General features: G+C 65.8%; 13 protein-coding genes. 3 read left to right on the forward strand and 10 right to left on the reverse strand.

Features of this window, described 5'->3' with window-relative positions; genetic code table 11:
• The first annotated feature begins 150 nt into the window (after nucleotides 1–150).
• Nucleotides 151–2,409: a catecholate siderophore receptor Fiu gene (locus LSQ66_RS14750; RefSeq protein ID WP_231765954.1), complete on the forward strand. Its 2,259-nt coding sequence runs from the start codon at nucleotides 151–153 to the stop codon at nucleotides 2,407–2,409.
• A 48-nt stretch (nucleotides 2,410–2,457) separates the two neighbouring features.
• Here the strand turns inward: LSQ66_RS14750 and LSQ66_RS14755 are convergent, their stop codons facing one another.
• From LSQ66_RS14755 to LSQ66_RS14795, 9 genes are all read right to left on the reverse strand, one after another.
• Nucleotides 2,458–2,697 carry a hypothetical protein gene (locus LSQ66_RS14755; RefSeq protein WP_231765955.1) on the reverse strand — a complete coding sequence of 80 codons (240 nt, stop codon included), beginning with the start codon at nucleotides 2,695–2,697 and terminating at the stop codon, nucleotides 2,458–2,460.
• A gap of 32 nt (nucleotides 2,698–2,729) precedes the next feature.
• Nucleotides 2,730–3,029: a KGG domain-containing protein gene (locus tag LSQ66_RS14760; RefSeq protein WP_231765956.1), complete on the reverse strand. Its 300-nt coding sequence runs from the start codon at nucleotides 3,027–3,029 to the stop codon at nucleotides 2,730–2,732.
• Nucleotides 3,030–3,223: 194 nt separating this feature from the next.
• Nucleotides 3,224–3,880 carry a ligase-associated DNA damage response endonuclease PdeM gene (gene pdeM, locus LSQ66_RS14765; protein ID WP_231765957.1) on the reverse strand — a complete coding sequence of 219 codons (657 nt, stop codon included), beginning with the start codon at nucleotides 3,878–3,880 and terminating at the stop codon, nucleotides 3,224–3,226.
• Nucleotides 3,877–6,345: a ligase-associated DNA damage response DEXH box helicase gene (locus LSQ66_RS14770; protein WP_231765958.1), complete on the reverse strand. Its 2,469-nt coding sequence runs from the start codon at nucleotides 6,343–6,345 to the stop codon at nucleotides 3,877–3,879. Before LSQ66_RS14770 ends, pdeM begins: the two co-directional genes overlap by 4 nt.
• Nucleotides 6,342–7,979 (reverse strand): ATP-dependent DNA ligase, encoded by a 1,638-nt coding sequence (locus tag LSQ66_RS14775; protein WP_231765959.1) that lies wholly within the window; start codon nucleotides 7,977–7,979, stop codon nucleotides 6,342–6,344. Before LSQ66_RS14775 ends, LSQ66_RS14770 begins: the two co-directional genes overlap by 4 nt.
• Nucleotides 7,972–9,099, reverse strand: coding sequence for a ligase-associated DNA damage response exonuclease (locus LSQ66_RS14780; RefSeq protein ID WP_231765960.1), 1,128 nt, complete (start codon nucleotides 9,097–9,099; stop codon nucleotides 7,972–7,974). Before LSQ66_RS14780 ends, LSQ66_RS14775 begins: the two co-directional genes overlap by 8 nt.
• 71 nt (nucleotides 9,100–9,170) lie before the next feature.
• Entirely contained in the window at nucleotides 9,171–10,871 is a 1,701-nt protein-coding gene (locus LSQ66_RS14785; protein ID WP_231765961.1) for a RecQ family ATP-dependent DNA helicase, read from the reverse strand.
• A gap of 87 nt (nucleotides 10,872–10,958) precedes the next feature.
• Entirely contained in the window at nucleotides 10,959–14,255 is a 3,297-nt protein-coding gene (locus tag LSQ66_RS14790) for a hybrid sensor histidine kinase/response regulator (RefSeq protein ID WP_231765962.1), read from the reverse strand.
• A complete protein-coding gene (locus LSQ66_RS14795; RefSeq protein ID WP_231765963.1) occupies nucleotides 14,252–15,367 on the reverse strand; it encodes a hybrid sensor histidine kinase/response regulator in 1,116 nt (371 codons plus the stop codon). The genes LSQ66_RS14790 and LSQ66_RS14795 overlap by 4 nt, the downstream gene beginning before the upstream one ends.
• Before the next feature lie 225 nt (nucleotides 15,368–15,592).
• Between LSQ66_RS14795 and LSQ66_RS14800 the strand changes: the two genes are divergently transcribed.
• Together LSQ66_RS14800 and LSQ66_RS14805 are read left to right on the forward strand one after the other, a co-directional pair.
• Entirely contained in the window at nucleotides 15,593–16,099 is a 507-nt protein-coding gene (locus LSQ66_RS14800; protein WP_269449079.1) for a GAF domain-containing protein, read from the forward strand.
• Between the two features lie 73 nt (nucleotides 16,100–16,172).
• Nucleotides 16,173–16,610: a DUF29 domain-containing protein gene (locus LSQ66_RS14805; RefSeq protein WP_231765964.1), complete on the forward strand. Its 438-nt coding sequence runs from the start codon at nucleotides 16,173–16,175 to the stop codon at nucleotides 16,608–16,610.
• Here LSQ66_RS14805 and LSQ66_RS14810 read toward each other — a convergent pair.
• On the reverse strand, nucleotides 16,607–17,443 hold the full coding sequence (locus LSQ66_RS14810) for an HDOD domain-containing protein (RefSeq protein WP_231765965.1): 837 nt from the start codon (nucleotides 17,441–17,443) through the stop codon (nucleotides 16,607–16,609). The genes LSQ66_RS14805 and LSQ66_RS14810 overlap by 4 nt on opposite strands.
• Between the last annotated feature and the right edge of the window lie 72 nt (nucleotides 17,444–17,515).

Below are 17,515 nucleotides of genomic sequence, written 5' to 3' on the forward strand. Positions count from 1 at the left end.
TCATTTGCACAGTCAACGAAGCTTTCGTATTCTAATGTAAAGCTTGCAAATGCAATTGAGAAGCATTACCATTTGCGCCGAAATAATGACGCGCCAGCCAGTTCCAGCAGTGGACCGCCAGCCTATGACGACCACTACTGGAGAAATCACTTGTCCCCTATCCGCTCCCGCAAGCACACGCTGGCGACCCAGCCGCTGCTGAACCAATCCCTGTTCGCCCTCGCAGCCATCGGCCTGCCCATGGCCGCCTCCGCGCAGGTCGCCGAGAAAACCATGTCGGAAGTGAAGGTGGAAGCCAGCGCCGACCTGCCCTACAAGGCCGAGAAGGTCTCCTCGCCCAAACTGACCCAGCCCCTGGTGGATACGCCCCAGACCATTTCCATCATCAAGAAGGAAGTGCTGCAGGAACAGGGCGCGAGCTCCATCGTGGAAGCGCTGCGCAATACGCCGGGCATCACCATGCAGCTGGGCGAGAACGGCAACACCAGCGCGGGCGACACCTTCCAGATGCGCGGTTTCTCGGCCCAGACCTCCGTCTTCATCGACGGCATCCGCGACCTTGGCGCCGTCACGCGCGACGCTTTCAATATCGAGCAGGTCGAAGTATCCAAGGGCCCGGCGGGCGCCGATATCGGCCGCGGCGCCACCGCAGGCTACATCAACCTGGTGAGCAAGCTGCCATCGCGCGAGAACTCCACCGGCGCCACCGTGAGCTACAACAGCGGCGAGACCAAACGCGCCACCGCGGACCTGAACCGCACCTTCGGCGAAACGGGCGCCTTCCGCCTGAATGTGTACGCCCAGGATGGCGGCCAGATGGGCCGCAAGGTCATCGACCGCGAAGGCCGCGGCATCGCGCCATCGGTCGCGCTGGGGCTCGGCACGCCGACCCGCGTCTACCTGTTCTCGCAGCATGTCCGCCAGGACAACAAGCCGGACGGCGGCCTGCCCTCGGTCGGCATCCCCGGCTTCTACAACGCCAGCGCCTCCCTGCGCAGCGCGCCGCGCGTGGACCGGGAGAACTACTATGGCCTGAACAGCGACTACGAGAAGATCGATGCCGACATGGGCACCGTGAAGATCGAGCACGAGCTGGGCTCGGGCGCCACGCTGACGAACACCACGCGCTACGGCAAGTCCAGCATGGACCGCATCCTTACCGGCATCAATACCCTGACGGCGAGCGGGGCGCAGAACACCTGGACGGTGAGCCGCTCGCGCCAGAGCGTGCTGCAGGATAACGAGATCCTCGCCAACACCACCAACCTGGTGAGCGCCTTCAAGACGGGCGATGTGGGCCATACGCTCTCCGCCGGTATCGAGCTGCTGTCCGAATCGCAGTTCTCGCCCACCCGCGCCGGACTGGGAACAGTGGCCGCCGCCAACCTGTATGCGCCGAATCCGGCCGATACCCTGAGCGCCTATGCTCCGGCGCTGACCGGCGCCTACACGGACGGCAAGACCCGCACTGCCGCCGTCTACGCCTTCGACACCATCGAACTGAGCCCGCAGTGGCAGCTCAACGGCGGCCTGCGCTACGAGCACTACAAGACCGCGACCAGCAGTGTGACCGCCTCCACGGCCACCAGCCACCCCACCCTGCCCGTGGGCAGCCTGGTCGGCAGCCGCGTGCAGGCCTCGGACGAACTGGCCAGCTTCAAGGCGGGTGTGCTGTACAAGCCTGCAACGAACGGCAGCGTCTACCTGTCCTACGCCAACTCGAAGACGCCGCCGGGCAGCGCCAACTTCTCGCTCAGCGCCACGGCGGGCAATATCAATAACCCGAACATGGAGCCGCAGCAGACGACGAACATCGAGCTGGGGACGAAGTGGGACGTGCTGCAGAACAAGCTGGCGCTGACGGCAGCCCTCTACCGCACCGAGAACGAGAACGAAATCACGCTGCTGGATACGGCCACGAATACCTACTCGCAGCTGGGCAAGCGCCGCGTGGAAGGTGTGGAGCTGGGCGCGGTGGGCCAGATCACGGACCGCTGGAACATCATCGCGGGCCTCGCCACGATGGACGCGACCATCAAGGAAGGCACCACCGGGAACAATGCAGCGGGCGCCGCCACGCGCTGGTCGCCTGACCTGAGCGCCACGCTGTGGACCAGCTACAAGCTCTCCGACCAGTTCACGGTGGGCGGCGGCGCGCGCTATATGTCGAAGCAGAAGCGCGTGATCGATCCGAGCGTGGATGTGTCGCTGCAGAACGTGCCTTCGGTGCCCTCCTACGCGGTGGCGGACGCAATGCTCAGCTACAAGGTCAACAAGAACGTGAGCCTGCAGCTCAATGTCTACAACGTGTTCGACAAGTTCTACCTGAACACGCTGAACAACAGCGGCGCGCGCCTGACGCTGGGCGCCGAGCGCTCCGCGCAGCTGACGGCCAGCTTCCTGTTCTAAGCCGTAAACCAAAAAGCCCCGGCCAAGAGCCGGGGCTTCCGATTTCACTCAAACGCCGGAACTGGCTTCCGGGCCCGGCGCACCGCCTTCGGTGCCGGGAGGTTCCCCGCCCTGCTTGGAACCTTGATCAACCGCGCTTTGGCGACTGCCTGGAATTGGCTTGTCTACACGGCGTACTTCGGTTTCCGGGATGTCCACGTTGCCCAAGCCCGGATGGTCGGTATCGACCAGTACAAAATTCTGCTCGCTGTTTTTCTTCTGACGGGATTTGTCCGAGGGAGTGTTCATGCTCATCTCCTTGCGGCGTCCGTTCAGTACGATCAGCCCTGTCGATTGTCGGTACGGGACTCTGCCTGCTCCTGCTGGCCGCCCTGGTTGCCGCGCGATGCGCTCTGGCGATTGCCGTTCTTGTGGCTCATGGCGCCGGCGCGGCGAGCTTCCTCTGAAGTGAACTCGTGTGCGGTGCCTTTGGCGTGCGCTGCGCGTCCGCCCTGGGAGGCAATTTCACGCTGGCGCTGCGGGTCCATCGATGCGAAGCCGCGATTGCGGGTCGAGCTTTGCTTGTTCCCTTGCGATTCGCCTTGTCGGTTACCTCGGTTGTCCTGATTCGATGATGCCATGGTGGTTCTCCTGAAGTGGGGGTCAATGGAATGCTGATGGCGGGAGGGGTCTTGGGGGGATTCCCGCAGCCCGATCGCTATCACCGACCAGCGACGATCTTTTTCGTAACGATCGGGCTTCAGGAGTCTTCATAGTAGGGCATGCACTGCAGAGGCAATATAGGACGCCTACAGATATCGATGTAGGATATCGCCTACCGAATTTCAATTGGGAAAATTGATTGCTCCGCCAGCACAAAAACGCGCTCACCAGGAAGCGGCGCGATCACGTGACCGCCGGTAAACGCACCGAAGGAAGGCAGGATGGCGCGCCGCTCGCCAAGCAGGAAGCAAGGCAGGCGCAGGGACTCCCAGCCTGAACTGAGGCGGTAGACGGGATGCACATGGCCCGCCAGCACATAGCCCGCTGCGGCAGTGTCGGGGTGGTGGCAGAAGGAGAAGGGTCCCACGTCGAAAGGCTCGTCCACCATGCCGACCTGCAGCAGTTCGGAAGGGTCGCCCGCATGCCAGTCGTGGTTGCCGCGTACCAGGGTCAGGCGCAGCCTGGTGTGGCGCGCGCGCCAGGCGAGCATGGCGCGCAGGGTCGATACCGCGTGCGCCGCCTTCGCGTGCAGGAAGTCGCCGAGGAAAACGATGTGGGCGATGTCCCAGGCCTCCAGCAACGCATCGAGGCTGAGCAGATTTTCCGTGGTGGTGCCGCGCGGGACGGGGATGCCGAGCGCGCGGAAGGAGGCCGCCTTGCCGAAGTGGATGTCGGCGATGACCAGCATTCTCTCGCGCGGCCACAGCAGCGCCTTCTGCGGCAGCAGCACGACGCGCTCTCCCGCCAGTTCGATCTCCAGCCCGCTCATGGTCCCGCAGCCTTCTCCAGTTCACGCAGCACGCGCGCCACCCGGTCCGACAGCTTCTCCGTGGTGAGCTTCTCGCGGAACCGTTCCACCATCAGGGCGAAGCCGAAAGGCGTGGCGCGCTGCGTTTCATGATAGCTGACGCGGCGCGCCTGCAGCTCGGTGAGCGTGGCGCGCAGGCGGTTCAGCTCCAGCTCCTGTTCCAGGACCTCGCGCTGGGCCTGCGTGAGCAGCAGGTTGCCCGCATCGTGCTTGCGGAAGACCTCAAAGAACAGGGAAGAGGAAGCCTGCAGCTGGCGGTTGCTCTTCGGCTGGCCCGGATAGCCCTGGAACACCAGGCCCGCAATGCGCGCAATCTCGCGGAAGCGGCGTTGCGAGAGTTCAGTGGCGTTCAGGCTGGCCAGGGTGTCCTCCAGCAGGTGTTCGGTCGTGAAGAGGCCAACGTTCCTGCCCTCCAGTTCCGAGAACACCTCCGGCCAGTCCACCGCTTCCGGCGCCAGCAGCTCGAAGCCGTAGTCGTTCACCGCAATCGAAAAGGTGGTGGGCCTGCTGCGGCCCACGCGGTAGGCGAACAGCGAGGCGAGGCCGATGTGCACCGCGCGCCCGGCAAAGGGATACATGAAGAGGTGATGGCCCTCGCGGCTGTGCAGGCTCTCGATCACCGTGGCGACTGGCGTTGGCAGGGCGGACCAGCGCTGCTGCACTTCCAGCAGCGGGCGCACGGCACGCATCTCGGGGCCCTTGTAGGTTCCCTCGGTGGCCAGCCGCATCTGCTCCAGCACGGCGTGCGCGAGTTCCGACGACAGGGGCATTTTCCCGCCCTGCCAGCGCGGTACCGCGCCTTTGGCGCCGGTGGCGCGGCGCACATAGGCTGTCATCTCGTGCACGCGCACGAACTCCAGGATGCGTCCGCCGAAGAGAAAATGGTCGCCCTTGTTCAGGCGGGAGATGAAGCCCTCCTCCACGGTGCCCAGCCGGCCCCCGCTCATGTACTTCACCTGGATCATGGCCTCCGACACGATGGTGCCGATACCGATGCGGTGGCGGCGGCCGATGGCGGCATCGGGCACGCGGTAGACGCCTTCCTCGTCCGGCAGCACGCGCCGATATTCGGGATAGACGGTAAGGCTCTGGCCGCCGCGCGCCACGAAGTCCAACGCCCACTGCCATTCCTCTTCGCTCAGATCGCGGTAGGACCAGGCGCTGCGCACCTCGGCCAGCAATTCTTCCGAGCGGAAGCCGCCGCCCAGCGCAATGGTGACGAGGTGCTGCACCAGCACGTCCAGCGGTTTCTCCGGGACGGGCCGCGCCTCGATATCGCGATCCTTCACGGCCTGGATCGCCCCCGCCGCTTCCAGCAGTTCCAGCGTATGCGTGGGAACCAGGGTCACGCGCGATACGCGGCCAGGCGCGTGGCCCGAGCGCCCGGCGCGCTGCAGCAGGCGGGCGATGCCTTTTGCGCTGCCGATCTGCAGCACGCGCTCCACGGGCAGGAAGTCCACGCCCAGGTCCAGGCTCGACGTGCAGACCACGGCCTTCAGCTGCCCTTTCTTCAGGCCCAGCTCCACCCAGTCGCGCACTTCCTTGTCCAGCGAGCCGTGGTGAAGTGCGACCAGCCCTGCCCAATCCGGCCGCGCGTCGATCATGTTCTGATACCAGAGCTCCGCCTGCGAGCGCGTGTTGCAGAACACGAGCGTCGTCGCGTGCTGTTCGATTTCCGCGATCACCGGCTGCAGCATCTGGATACCGAGGTGGCCCGCCCAGGGAAAGCGCGAAGGATTTTCCGGAATCAGCGTATCGACCAGGATCTCCTTGCGCACGCTGCCTTCGACGATGGCGCCACCCTGCTCCACTCCCAGCAGCACATGCGTCGCTCTTTCCAGGTTGCCGAGGGTGGCCGACAGGCCCCACACCACGAGCTGCGGATTCCAGTTCCGCAGCCTCGCCAGCGCGAGCTGGGTTTGCACGCCGCGCTTGTTCCCCATCAGCTCATGCCACTCGTCGATGATCACCATGTCCAGCATCGCGAACTGGCTGTGCGCGTCGGCCTTGCTCAGCATGAGGGTGAGGCTTTCCGGCGTGGTGATGAGCGTCTCCGGCAGGTGCTTCGCCTGCCGCGCGCGGGCGGCGGACGAGGTGTCACCCGTGCGGGCATCGATGCTCCAGCCGGGCATGAGCTCCGCCGCCGACTCCTGCAGGGCGCGCAGCGTATCGGCCGCGAGCGCGCGCATGGGAGTGATCCACAGCACGCGAAGGCCTGCCTTGCGCCGTCCCGTCTTCTCGCGCAGCGCGCGCTGCAGGGCCGCGAACCACACCGCGAAGGTCTTGCCCGAACCGGTGGTGGCGTGCAGCAGGCCGGACTCGCCTGCCACAGCGGCCTTCCATACGGCCCGCTGGAAAGGAAAGACCTTCCAGCCCCTGCGCGCGAACCACTCGTCGATCTGCTGCGCGGCAGCGGCCTTGCTCATGAGCCGCCAGCCTGGGCGAGCAGGCCTTTCAACGTATCGAGGGTATCCGCGTCGTCCACCGTCTTGTCGTCGCGCTTGCGCAGGATGCGCGGGAAGCGCACGGCGATGCCGGACTTGTGGCGCGGCGACAGCGATATGCCTTCGAAGCCGATCTCGAACACCATGGTGGGGCGCACGCTGCGCACCGGCCCGAACTTCTCGATGGTGGTGCGGCGGATGGCGTTGTCCACCTGCGCGATCTCGGCGTCCGTCAGCCCCGAATAGGCCTTGGCAAAGGGCACCAGCTTGCGCTCGCCGCTGTCGTCGCTGTCCCACACGGCGAAGGTATAGTCGGTATAGAGCGAGGCGCGGCGGCCATGCCCTGACTGCGCGTAGATCAGCACCGCGTCCACGCTGTAGGGGTCGATCTTCCACTTCCACCACGTACCCACGTCCTTGGTGCGGCCCACGCCGTACTGCGCCGCTTTCGCCTTGAGCATCATGCCTTCCACGCCGCGCATACGCGACTCCTCGCGGATCTCCGCCAGCTCCTCCCAGCTCCCGGCCTCCACCAGCGGGGAGATGCGCAGCTGCGGCACGCCGACCTGCTCCACAAGCTTCTCCAGCAGCGTGCGGCGCTCGCACTGCGGCAGGGTGCGCAGGTCCACGCCATCCTGTTCCAGCAGGTCGTAGGCGACAAGGGCGGCGGGCAGTTCGGCCAGCAGCTTCGCCGACAGCGTCTTGCGGCCGATGCGCTTTTGCAGGTCGGCGAACGGCGCAGGCGCATCGCCCGCTTTCCAGATCAGGATCTCGCCGTCGATCACCGTGCCCTCGGGCAGGCGGATGGAGGACAGCTCGGGAAAGCGGTCGCTGATCAGGTCTTCGCCACGCGACCAGAGCCAGTTGCCACCCTGCCTGCACACGAGCTGCGCCCGCATGCCGTCATACTTCCATTCGACCTGCCAGTCCGCGAGGCCGCCCAGCGTCTCCGGCGCCGCCTGGAGCTGGTGGGCGAGGAAGAAGGGATAGGGCTGGCCGCCGCGCATGGCGTGCTCCTGGTCGGACTGCGCGGAGATCAGCTGCAGGAAGCCTTTGGCCGTGGGGCTCACGCTGCCGTCCGTCCAGCCCATGAGGCGCTGCGCAATCAGCTTGCCGTCCACGGCGGCGATGGCGCTCAGCGCGCGCGTGACGAGCAGGCGCGACACGCCGACGCGGAAGCCGCCGCCAATCAGTTTGATGAGGAGGAAGCGTTCGCGGGTCTCCAGCTGGTCCCAGTAGGAGAACAGGGCCTCCCGTATCACCTCCGGCTGGGCCCCGCGCAGCGGGGCAATGCGCTGTTCCACCCACTCTGCCAGACCCACATCGCTGCGGTGCCTCGGTTCGGGCAGGATGTGGGCGATGGTTTCGGCAAGGTCACCCACCGCGTCGTAGCATTCGTCGAACAGCCAGTCGTCCAGGCCTGCGTATTCGGTGGCGTACTGCCGCAGCAGCTTGACCGGCACGGCCTGGCGCGGCTTGCCGCCTGCGAGGAAATAGACGGCCCATGCGGCATTCTCCGGCGCGGCGTGGCTGAAATAGGATTTCAGCGCGTCGAGCTTGCGGTTGGTGGCCGTGGTTTCATCCAGCTCGGCGAAGAGGCGGGCAAACTCACGCATCGCCGCCCTCCCCGCTGGCCGCCTTGCCTGCCGCGCGCGCCGCCTCCGCCTTGTCCGCCACCGCCCAGCGCGCGGCCACGGGATCGGGTTCCGCCGCTACGCCTTCCGCGGCGGCGCCTGCGCCCGCAATGTCTTCCGCCTCGTCGTCGCCGTACTCCGTGTCGAAGCCTTTCGCATCGAGTCCGTTCTGGCACAGCCAGCGCACCATCACGGGAATGGAGCCGTGCGTCACGATGACCTGCTGCGCCTCCGTGGCCTTGATGGCCTGCATCAGGCCCGGCCAGTCCGCATGGTCGGACAGCACGAAGCCCCGGTCCACGCCACGGCGGCGGCGGGCGCCGCGCAGCAGCATCCAGCCGCTGGCGAAGGCGTCGCTGAAATCGCCGAAGCGGCGCGCCCATGGCGATCCTCCGGCCGACGGAGGCGCGATCACCATGGAGCGGCGGATGTCCGCCTTGTCCACTTCGCTCACCATGCGCGTGGGCGGCAGCGGCACGCCTGCCTCCCGGTAGACGCGGTTCAATGGCTCCACGGCGCCGTGGCAGATGATGGGACCAATCGAAGGATCGAGGCCGCTCAGGATGCGCTGCGCCTTGCCGAAGGAGTAGCACAGCATGAGGCTTGCCCGCCCTTCCGCCGCATTCCGGCGCCACCATTCGTTGATATCGGCGAAGGTCTCGCTTTGCGGCTCCCAGCGGTAGATGGGCAGGCCGAAGGTGGATTCCGTGATGAAGGTGTGGCAGCGCACCGGCTCGAAAGGCGTGCAGGTGGCGTCGCCTTCCACTTTGTAGTCGCCCGAGGCGACCCAGACCTCGCCGCCGCATTCCATGCGCACTTGCGCCGAGCCGAGAACGTGGCCGGCGGGATGCAGGGAGATCTTCACGCCATTGTGTTCGACCTGCTCACCGTAGGCCAGACCCTGGACGGTGATGTCGCCCAGGCGCGAACGCAGGATGCCGACACCCGGTTCGGCCGCCAGGTAGTGGCCGTGGCCCACCCGCGCATGGTCGCCATGGCCGTGCGTGATCACGGCGCGGTCCACCGGGCGCCAGGGGTCGATGTAGAAACCGCCAGGGACGCAGAAGAGCCCCTCTTTGCGGACGACGACCATATCGGACATGGCATGCTCTCAACACTGTTTGGCTCATTGTAGCCAAAGCTGCCGGGCAGGCTCCGTCCGCCAGCGCACGTTCAGGCAGGCTGCACGAATTCGGCCATGAAGGTGCGTGTCACGTGTTCGGGAAATTCGATGGTGACCTGGCCGCCCGCCACCGAGAGCACGGTGCCGATGTCGAACTTGGGCACGCGCACCTGGCTGCCGACGGTGAATCCGGGCAGTTCGGGCTCGGGTTCCGGCGGTACGGCGGCGGGCAGTACGACATCCTCCACCGCCTCGGCAGGGGGCGACAGGCAGTTGTCGCAGCCGCCGCAATGCTCGATCCCGGCGGAATCGTCGCCGAAATAGTCGAGCAGGAGCTTCCAGCGGCAGTAGCCGCTCTGGGCGTACGCCACCATCTGCTCCAGCGCCTCCTTGTCGCGCTCCTGCTTCTGTTCGTAGATGGCGGCCCGCTGCTCGAAGTCGCGGGCGCGCGGCTCGCGCGCTGTCGGCAGGTATTCCAGCTTGCGGTTCTGGCGCAGCAGCTTGCCGTCCTTGAGGAGCTTGAGGCAAACCTTCAGTTTGCTGTCCGGCAGCTCGTCCAGGGCACCCTTCAGGGCGGCGTAGCTGAAGGGCGCCAGCTGTGCGGCGGCCTCGTACACCGCGCGCAGCTCCTCCGCGCCGGGATAGTGCTTCACGAGGAAGAACTGCTGCACGCGCTTGTCGTCCTGGAAGTAGAGCAGCGTGCACTCCGCATCGCTGCCGTCGCGGCCCGCGCGGCCGGACTCCTGATAGTAGGCTTCCAGATTAGCGGGCACCTGGAGGTGGATGACGAAGCGGGTATCGCTCTTGTCGATGCCCATGCCGAAGGCGTTGGTGGCCACCATCACGCGCCGCTCGCCGTTCATGAACAAGTCCTGGTTTTCCTTGCGCTCACTCGCCCGCAGTTTGCCGTGATAGATGGCGGCGCTCTCGCCAGCCTCCTCCAGCAGGGCATGAAGCTCCTCGGCCGCCTTCACGGTGGCCGTGTAGACGATGCCCACGCCGGGAGACTCGCGCACCAGCCGCATCGCCTGGTCGATCTTCTCCTGGGGATTGGTCACCTGCACCACGCGGTAGTGCAGATTGGGACGGTAGATGCCGGTGTTGATGACGTTCATGCGCGGCACGCCAAGCTGCTGCGCGATGTCCTGCACCACGTCGTCGGTGGCGGTGGCCGTCAGCGCCAGCACCGGCGGGCCGCCGAGCGCGCGGATGGCGGCGCCGATCTCCAGGTAAGCGGGCCGGAAGTCATGCCCCCATTGCGAGATGCAATGGGCCTCGTCCACCACGAGCAGCGAGATGTCGGTTTCCTTCAGCACTTCCAGGAAGTCCGCCGAGGCAAGGCGCTCAGGCGTGCAGAAGACGATGCGGCTCTGGCTGCTGCGTACGCTCTCCAGCGCTTCCATCTCCTCTTCGCGCGACAGGCTGCTGTTCAGCTGCGCCGCGCCGATGCCGATTTCCTCCAGGCTTTCCAACTGGTCTTTCATGAGCGATATCAGGGGCGAGACCACGACGGTGGTGCCGGGCAGGATGGAAGCGGGAATCTGGTAGCACAGCGACTTGCCGCTGCCCGTGGGCATGATGGCCAGGGTGTCCCGGCCTTCCAGCACGCTGTCGATCACGCGCTGCTGCCCGGCGCGCAGCTTGTCCACGCCGAAGACATTGCGCAGCAGGCTGCGGATGCGGCTCGCGCGCGCAGCGCCGCTGCGTTGCACGCCACGCTGTTCGCGCACATTCAGTTTTCTGGTGACCATCTTCGTCCATTCGCCATTTGACGCCTACACTGTAGGCGCGGCGCGGACTTTCTTCCATAGGACGGAGCCTACTCGGCCCGTAGGAACTCAGGAGCGGGCCTGGTCGAGCGCCGCCTTCAGCTCCAGCAGATCGTAGGGCTTGCGCAGCAGGCTGGCGCGGAACTCCAGGCCTTCCACTTTATCCATGCCGTAGCCGGTGGAGAAGATGACGCGTATGGACTTGCGCCGCTGCGCCCTGCGCGCCAGTTCGATGCCGGACATGCCGGGCAGGCTCACGTCCGTGAACAGGATGTCGAAGTCCTGGTTCTGCATCAGCTCCCAGGCCGTTTCGCCGTCGGACACGCCGCTGACGGTGTGGCCCAGCATGCCCACCAGCTCGCACACCATCTGCTGCGAATCCAGGTTGTCCTCCACCACCAGCACGCGCAGCGAGGCGTTCTGCTCGATGGAGGGCATGGGCGGCAGCAGGTCGCTGGCGGCGCCATGGCGGCGCTGCCGCGCCTTGATGGCATGTTCGCGGTTGTTCAGCACATGGCGCAGCTTGCGCGCCAGTTCGTCGCGCCGGTACGGCTTGCTCAGCAGTTCAAGGCCCGCATCCAGCTGGCCGCCATGCACGATGGAGTTCTGCGGATAGCCCGAGGTGAACAGCACGGCCAGGTCGGGCACCAGTTCCTTGGCCAGGCGCGCCAGCTCGGGGCTGCGCAAGGGGCCGGGCATGACCACGTCCGTGAACAGCAGGTCCACGTGGGCGCCGCCTTCCAGGATGCGCAGGGCCTTTTCGCCGTTCTCCGCTTCCAATACGCTGTAGCCGAGGGCGCGCACCATGTCCAGCACCACCTGGCGCACGCCTGCGTCGTCCTCCACCACCAGAATGGTTTCGTCGCCGCCGCGAATCGGGCCGTCTTCCTGCTCTGACTCCTCGGCCTCGGCCTGCATGGAGCGCGGCAGGTAGATCTTCACGCTCGTGCCCTGCCCCACTTCGCTGTAGATCTTGATATGGCCGCGGCTTTGCTTGACGAAGCCATAGGCCATGGAAAGGCCGAGGCCAGTTCCCTCGCCTTCCGGCTTGGTGGTGAAGAAGGGCTCGAAGGCGCGCTGCAGCACCTCGGACGGCATGCCGCAGCCGGTATCGGTCACCGACAGCATCACGTACTGGCCAGAGGGCACGTCGATCAGGTTGTTGACGTAGTACTCGTCCAGCACCGCGTTGCCAAGCTCGATGGTCAGGCGGCCTTCGCCTTTCATGGCGTCGCGCGCGTTGATGGCGAGGTTCAGGATGACGTTCTCGATCTGGCCCGGGTCCACCATGGTGTTCCACAAGCCGCTGCCGGTCACCGTCACCAGCTCCACCGCCTCGCCCATCGCGCGGCGCAGCAGTTCGTCCATGTTGCGCACCAGGCGACCCAGGTCGGACACCACAGGCTGCAAGGGTTGGCGCCGCGCGAATGCCAGCAGCTGCGAGGACAGCTTCGCGCCGCGCTCCACGGCGGCCACCGCCATCTCCAGGCGGCGCTTCGCCATTTCGTCGCCGCCGAGGTGGTGATGCAAAAGGTGCAGGTTGCCGGAGATGATCTGCAGGACGTTGTTGAAGTCGTGCGCCACGCCGCCGGTAAGCTGGCCCACCGCCTCCATTTTCTGCGACTGGCGCAGCGCCTCCTCGGCCTTGTCGCGCTGGGCGATCTCGCGCGCCACGCGCTGTTCCAGGGTGTCGTTCAGGTCCCGCAGCGCCACTTCGATGCGCCGCCTTTCCGTGATGTCGGTCTTCACCGCAATGAGCGCCAGCGGCTGGCCCATTTCGTCGTCCAGGCGGCTCATGCTGCTGGAGATCCAGACCCAGGAACCGTCCGGCTTCTGGTAGCGCTTCTCCAGCGTGAAGGGCTGGCCGCTGCGTTTCAGCTGCTCCACGTACGCCGTGTTCTCGGCCTTGTCATCCGGGTGGATCAGGTCGTCCATGTGCAGGCCGAGCAGCTCCTGCTGGGTGCGCCCCAGCATCTGGCACAGGGCGCCGTTCACGCGCTGGAAGCGGCCCTGGAGGTTCAGTTCGGAGAGGCCGACGGAGGCCTGGCCAAAGATGGCGGCAAGGCGGTCCTGGCTGGTGCGCAGCTCCTGCTCGATCTGCTTGCGTTCCGTGATATCGAACACCACCCCCACGTAGCGGCGCCGGTCCGGCGTGGGACCTTCGGTCACTTCGCCCTGGCGCGCCAGCCAGCGCAGCTCCCCATTGTCCGGCCGGCGGATGCGGTACTCCGCATACTCGAGCGGATTGCCGCCTTCGCGTATGCGCAGCGGACCGACGCGGTCGCGGTCACGTTCGTCAACCAGTGATACCAGCAGGTCGGCGGTGATATCCACATCGTCCGGCAGCCCCCAGATGCGGCGGTAGGTGCTCGATGCCAGCACCTTGCCGGTGGCGGGGAACCATTCGAAGCTGCCGATGCCGCCCGCCTGCTGGGCCATGCGCAGCCTTTCCTCGGTGATGATGCGGTCCGTAACGTCCGAGCCTTCCAGGAAAACGCCTGTCACGGCGCCATTGTCGGCCCGCAAAGGCTGGTAGACGAAATCCAGGTAGCGCGCCTGGATGCCGCAATCCGGCGCGCGCAGTTCCACCTTCATCTGCCTGCCCACAAAGGGTTCACCGCTGGCGTAGACGCGGTCCAGCAGCTCGACGAAGCCCTGCTCGCGCAGCTCGGGCAGCGCGAGCGCCACCGGCTTGCCGATCAGCTCCCGCCCACCGGTAAGACGCGCATAAGGCTCATTGGCCAGCTCGAAGATATGCTGGGGTCCGCGCAGCACGGCCATGAAGCTGGGCGCCTGGGCGAACAGCTGGCGCAGCAGCTTGCTTTCCTCTTCCAGCTGCAAATGCTGGCGGTCCAGCGAACGGGCGCGGCGCACGCGCTCCGTCACTTCCACCACGGAGCACAGCACCCCGCCCACCTCGCCGCAGCTGTCGTGTACGGGAGTGTAGAAGAGATCGAACCAGACTTCCTCGGGGACGCCGTTGCGTTCCACGACCATGCCCGCTTCCAGTTCCTGGCGCAGCTCCCCACGGAAGCCGCTCTCAAGGATAGCGCGGTTCCAGTCCCAGATTTCGGGCCAGATCTCGGGCACCTTGCCGCCAAGCGCGGCGGGGTGGCGCTTGCCTGCGATTTCGGCATAGCCGTCGTTGTAGATCATCACGTGCTCGGGGCCCCACATGAGGACCATGGCGATGGGTGAATTGAGCACGATATCGACCGTGGTGCGCAGCGCGGGCGTCCAGCCATCCATGCTGCCCAGGGGCGTGGAGGGCCAGTCGAAGGACCGTACCAGTTCGCCCACGGCGCCGCCTCCCTGCGGCTGGTAGCAATCGCTTGCCTTCAGGTGCGCACGGCCGCTCAAGTTCATGCCGCCCAGGCTTCCGCCGCGCGCCGCGGCAGCTGCACGGTAAAGACGGTGGTGCCGAGCGCTTCATCGGCGGCCGCATCGATCCGGCCGCCATGGGCCTTCACGAAGGCGCAGGCCGTATAAAGCCCCAGGCCGATGCCCTGCCCCGGCTTGTGCGCTTCGCTGCCATGCTGGAAGGGGTCGAACAGGGCAGCCTGGCGCGCATGAGGGATGATGCCGCGATTGCTGACCGTGAGCACCACGTTCTCCGGCACCCGGCCATCGATGCGCAGGAGTACCGCATGCCCGGGATCCCCGTGCTGCAGGGCGTTGGCGATCAGGCTGGAGATCACTTGCGACAGCAGGCCGCCGTCGACATGGGCCTGCGTATCGCCCTCCACCTCCACGACGACGCGCTGGGACTTGTCGCCCGCCTGGAATTCCTCCGCCACGGTGCGGCACATCTGCTCCAGATCCTGGCCCGCGCAGCGCAGCTGCAGCTCGCCGCTGCGCACGCGCGCCAGGTCCAGCAGCTGGTCCACCATCTGCGCCATGCGGCGCGCGCTGCTCTGGATGCGCTGGGCCGTGACGCCGACCTTGGGGTGGTCCGTCATCATCGGCAGCAGCATGGCGCCGTTCATCACCACCGACAGCGGCGTGCGCAGGTCGTGGCCGAGAACCGCCGTAAACAGCTCGTTCAGGCGCAGCGCGCGCTTCAGTTCCTCGAGCTGCTGCGCCATCTGCTTCTTCTGCTGGAACAGTTCGACAAACACATTGACCTTGCTGGCCAGGGCCTTCGCATCGATCGGCTTGTAGAGGAAATCGACTGCGCCCGCCTCGTAGCCGCGGAAGCTGTAGCTTGCCTCGCGCGGCGCGGCGGTCAGGAAGATCAGGGGAATACTGCGCGTGCGTTCGCTGCCGCGTATCAGTTCGGCCAGCTCGAAGCCGTCCATGTTCGGCATCTGCACGTCGATCAGGGCCAAGGCCACTTCGTGCACGAGCAGCAGTTCGAGCGCCTCCGCTCCGGAGGATGCCTTCAGCAGGGCGACGCCTGGCCGGGCCAGCAGCGCTTCGACAGCAACGAGATTCTGCTGAATATCATCGACAACAAGGATATTGATTGGGGAAGTCACAACAATTCTTCAGTCTGGATTCGTCCGGACGCAAAAAACCAGCCGCCCGGGCGGAAGGCCGGCAGGGCAACTGTTTTTGACGTTGCCTAATGCTACCAATTTTTTGACAAAAAGATAGCGAGTGTTTCAATCGTGCGCATTAAATTGTTGACAATAAACTCTTCGGCAGCCGCCCGTAAATCCCTGTAACATGCCCGCTTTCCCGTATTTTTTAGCCCGCACACCATGACTTTCACCATCAGCGACACCGCCTACTCCACCGACAGCGCCGAAGCCAAGGAGGCCATGTACGTCGACCTGCGCTCGCAGCTGCAAGGCCTGGTGCACGGCGAAACGGACTGGATCGCCAATACCGCCAACTTCAGCTCCCTCGTCTTCAACAGCATGCCGGACCTGAACTGGGCGGGCTTCTACTTCCTCAAGACGGAAGACGAACTGGTGCTCGGCCCCTTCCAGGGCAAGCCCGCCTGCATCCGCATCAAGAAGGGCCGGGGCGTGTGCGGCACGACGGTGGAAAAAGGCGAGGCCATCGTTGTGCCGGACGTGCATGCCTTCCCCGGCCACATTGCCTGCGACGTGAACTCGCGCTCCGAGCTGGTAGTGCCGGTGTTCTCGAAAGGCGCCATCGTCGGCGTATTCGACCTGGACAGCCCCCTGCCCAACCGCTTCGACGAGGTCGATGCGCAAGGCATCCAGTCCCTGGTCCAGATCCTCGAAGCCACCCTCGCCTGAGCGCCCTCAGGGCCGCAGCCGATAGGGCTGGACTTCCCGGCCGATGGTGCTACCGTGAAGCGGGAGGTGTGCGATGAAGCTCGCTGGCGCGTCCGAAGCAGTGCCCCTGTACGAGGACGATTTCGCCCTCTGGGCGGAGTCGCAGGCGGCTTTCCTGCGCGACCGGCGTTTCGAGCTGCTGGACATCCCCAACCTTTTCGACGAGATCGCGAGCATGGCAGGCCATCAGCGGCACGAGCTTCGCAGCAGGCTGGTGGTCCTGCTTGCGCATCTCCTGAAAGCTGCCTATCAGCCCGAACGAATGGGCAAAAGCTGGCGCGCGACCATCCGGCTTCAGCGCAGGGAAATCGGCTCCGTGCTCATGGACAGCCCAAGCCTGCGGCGCGAACTTCCTGCCATGCTCGCATACGCTTACCCGCACGCAGTGGCCGAAGCGGTGGACGAGACCGGCCTCCCGAAGCAAACCTTTCCTGCAGACTGCCCCTACACATTGGAAGAAGTGCTGGGTTAGACCAGCAGCGCGCTGCTCATCGACTTGGCATCTTCCGCCGCATCGTCCAGGCAGGCGAGGATCTCGCTGTGTTCGTCCAGATAGCGCGCCAGCGCGGCGCTGTGCGTGGGATAGCTGTCCTCGTTGCGCGGCAACGGGCAAGGTACGGGGCTCAGATGGCGCGCCAGCAGCAGGGTATCGCGCAGGCCTTCTGGCGGAATGCCCACCACCGCCCCGCGCAGGGCCACGACGGCATTGGCCACCGGCTCCGGCACCTTGAGTTTCTTCATCAGCTCGCGGGCGATGATTTCCTGCGCCGCCCCCATCCAGTCTTCGGGGTCCTCCAGCAGGCCCGGCATGGCGTCGGCCCGCCCCAGCAGGTAGAAGCCGCCCACCTCGTGCATGATGCCTGCGAAGAGCGCGGTATCCGCATCCACGCGGGTGACGCGGGCGGCGATCACGTAGGCCAGCGCCGAGACATGGGCCGTGTAGCGCCACAGCTGCTCCGCCTGCGCCCGCAGTTCGCGGTCCTGGATCTTGGCGCCGAACTGGCGCACCACCATGGCGGCGGCCAGGGTATAGAGATTGCGGTAGCCGAGGCGCATCACGGCGGCCCGCACGCTCGTCACGAGCGCTGCCCCATTCGAGCGGAACACCGCCGAATTGGCCAGCGCCACGGCACGCGCCGCGAGAATGGGCTCGGCGAGCACCTTGCGGATCACCTCCTCGTCGTGGCAGTCCGGGTCGGCAAGGACCAGCTGCAGCGCCAAGGCCGCATTGACGCTGGTGGGAAACACCAGTTCCCCCCGCTGCGCCTCGGCCACGATGGCCGCCAAATCCTTTAGTTTTTCCATAACGACACTATACCCGTTTGCAACTTTGTGCCCGGTGCGCACGATTGGAAATTACATTAATTGGACAATTTT

This window comes from Massilia endophytica, assembly GCF_021165955.1.
Classification (GTDB): domain Bacteria; phylum Pseudomonadota; class Gammaproteobacteria; order Burkholderiales; family Burkholderiaceae_D; genus Rugamonas; species Rugamonas endophytica.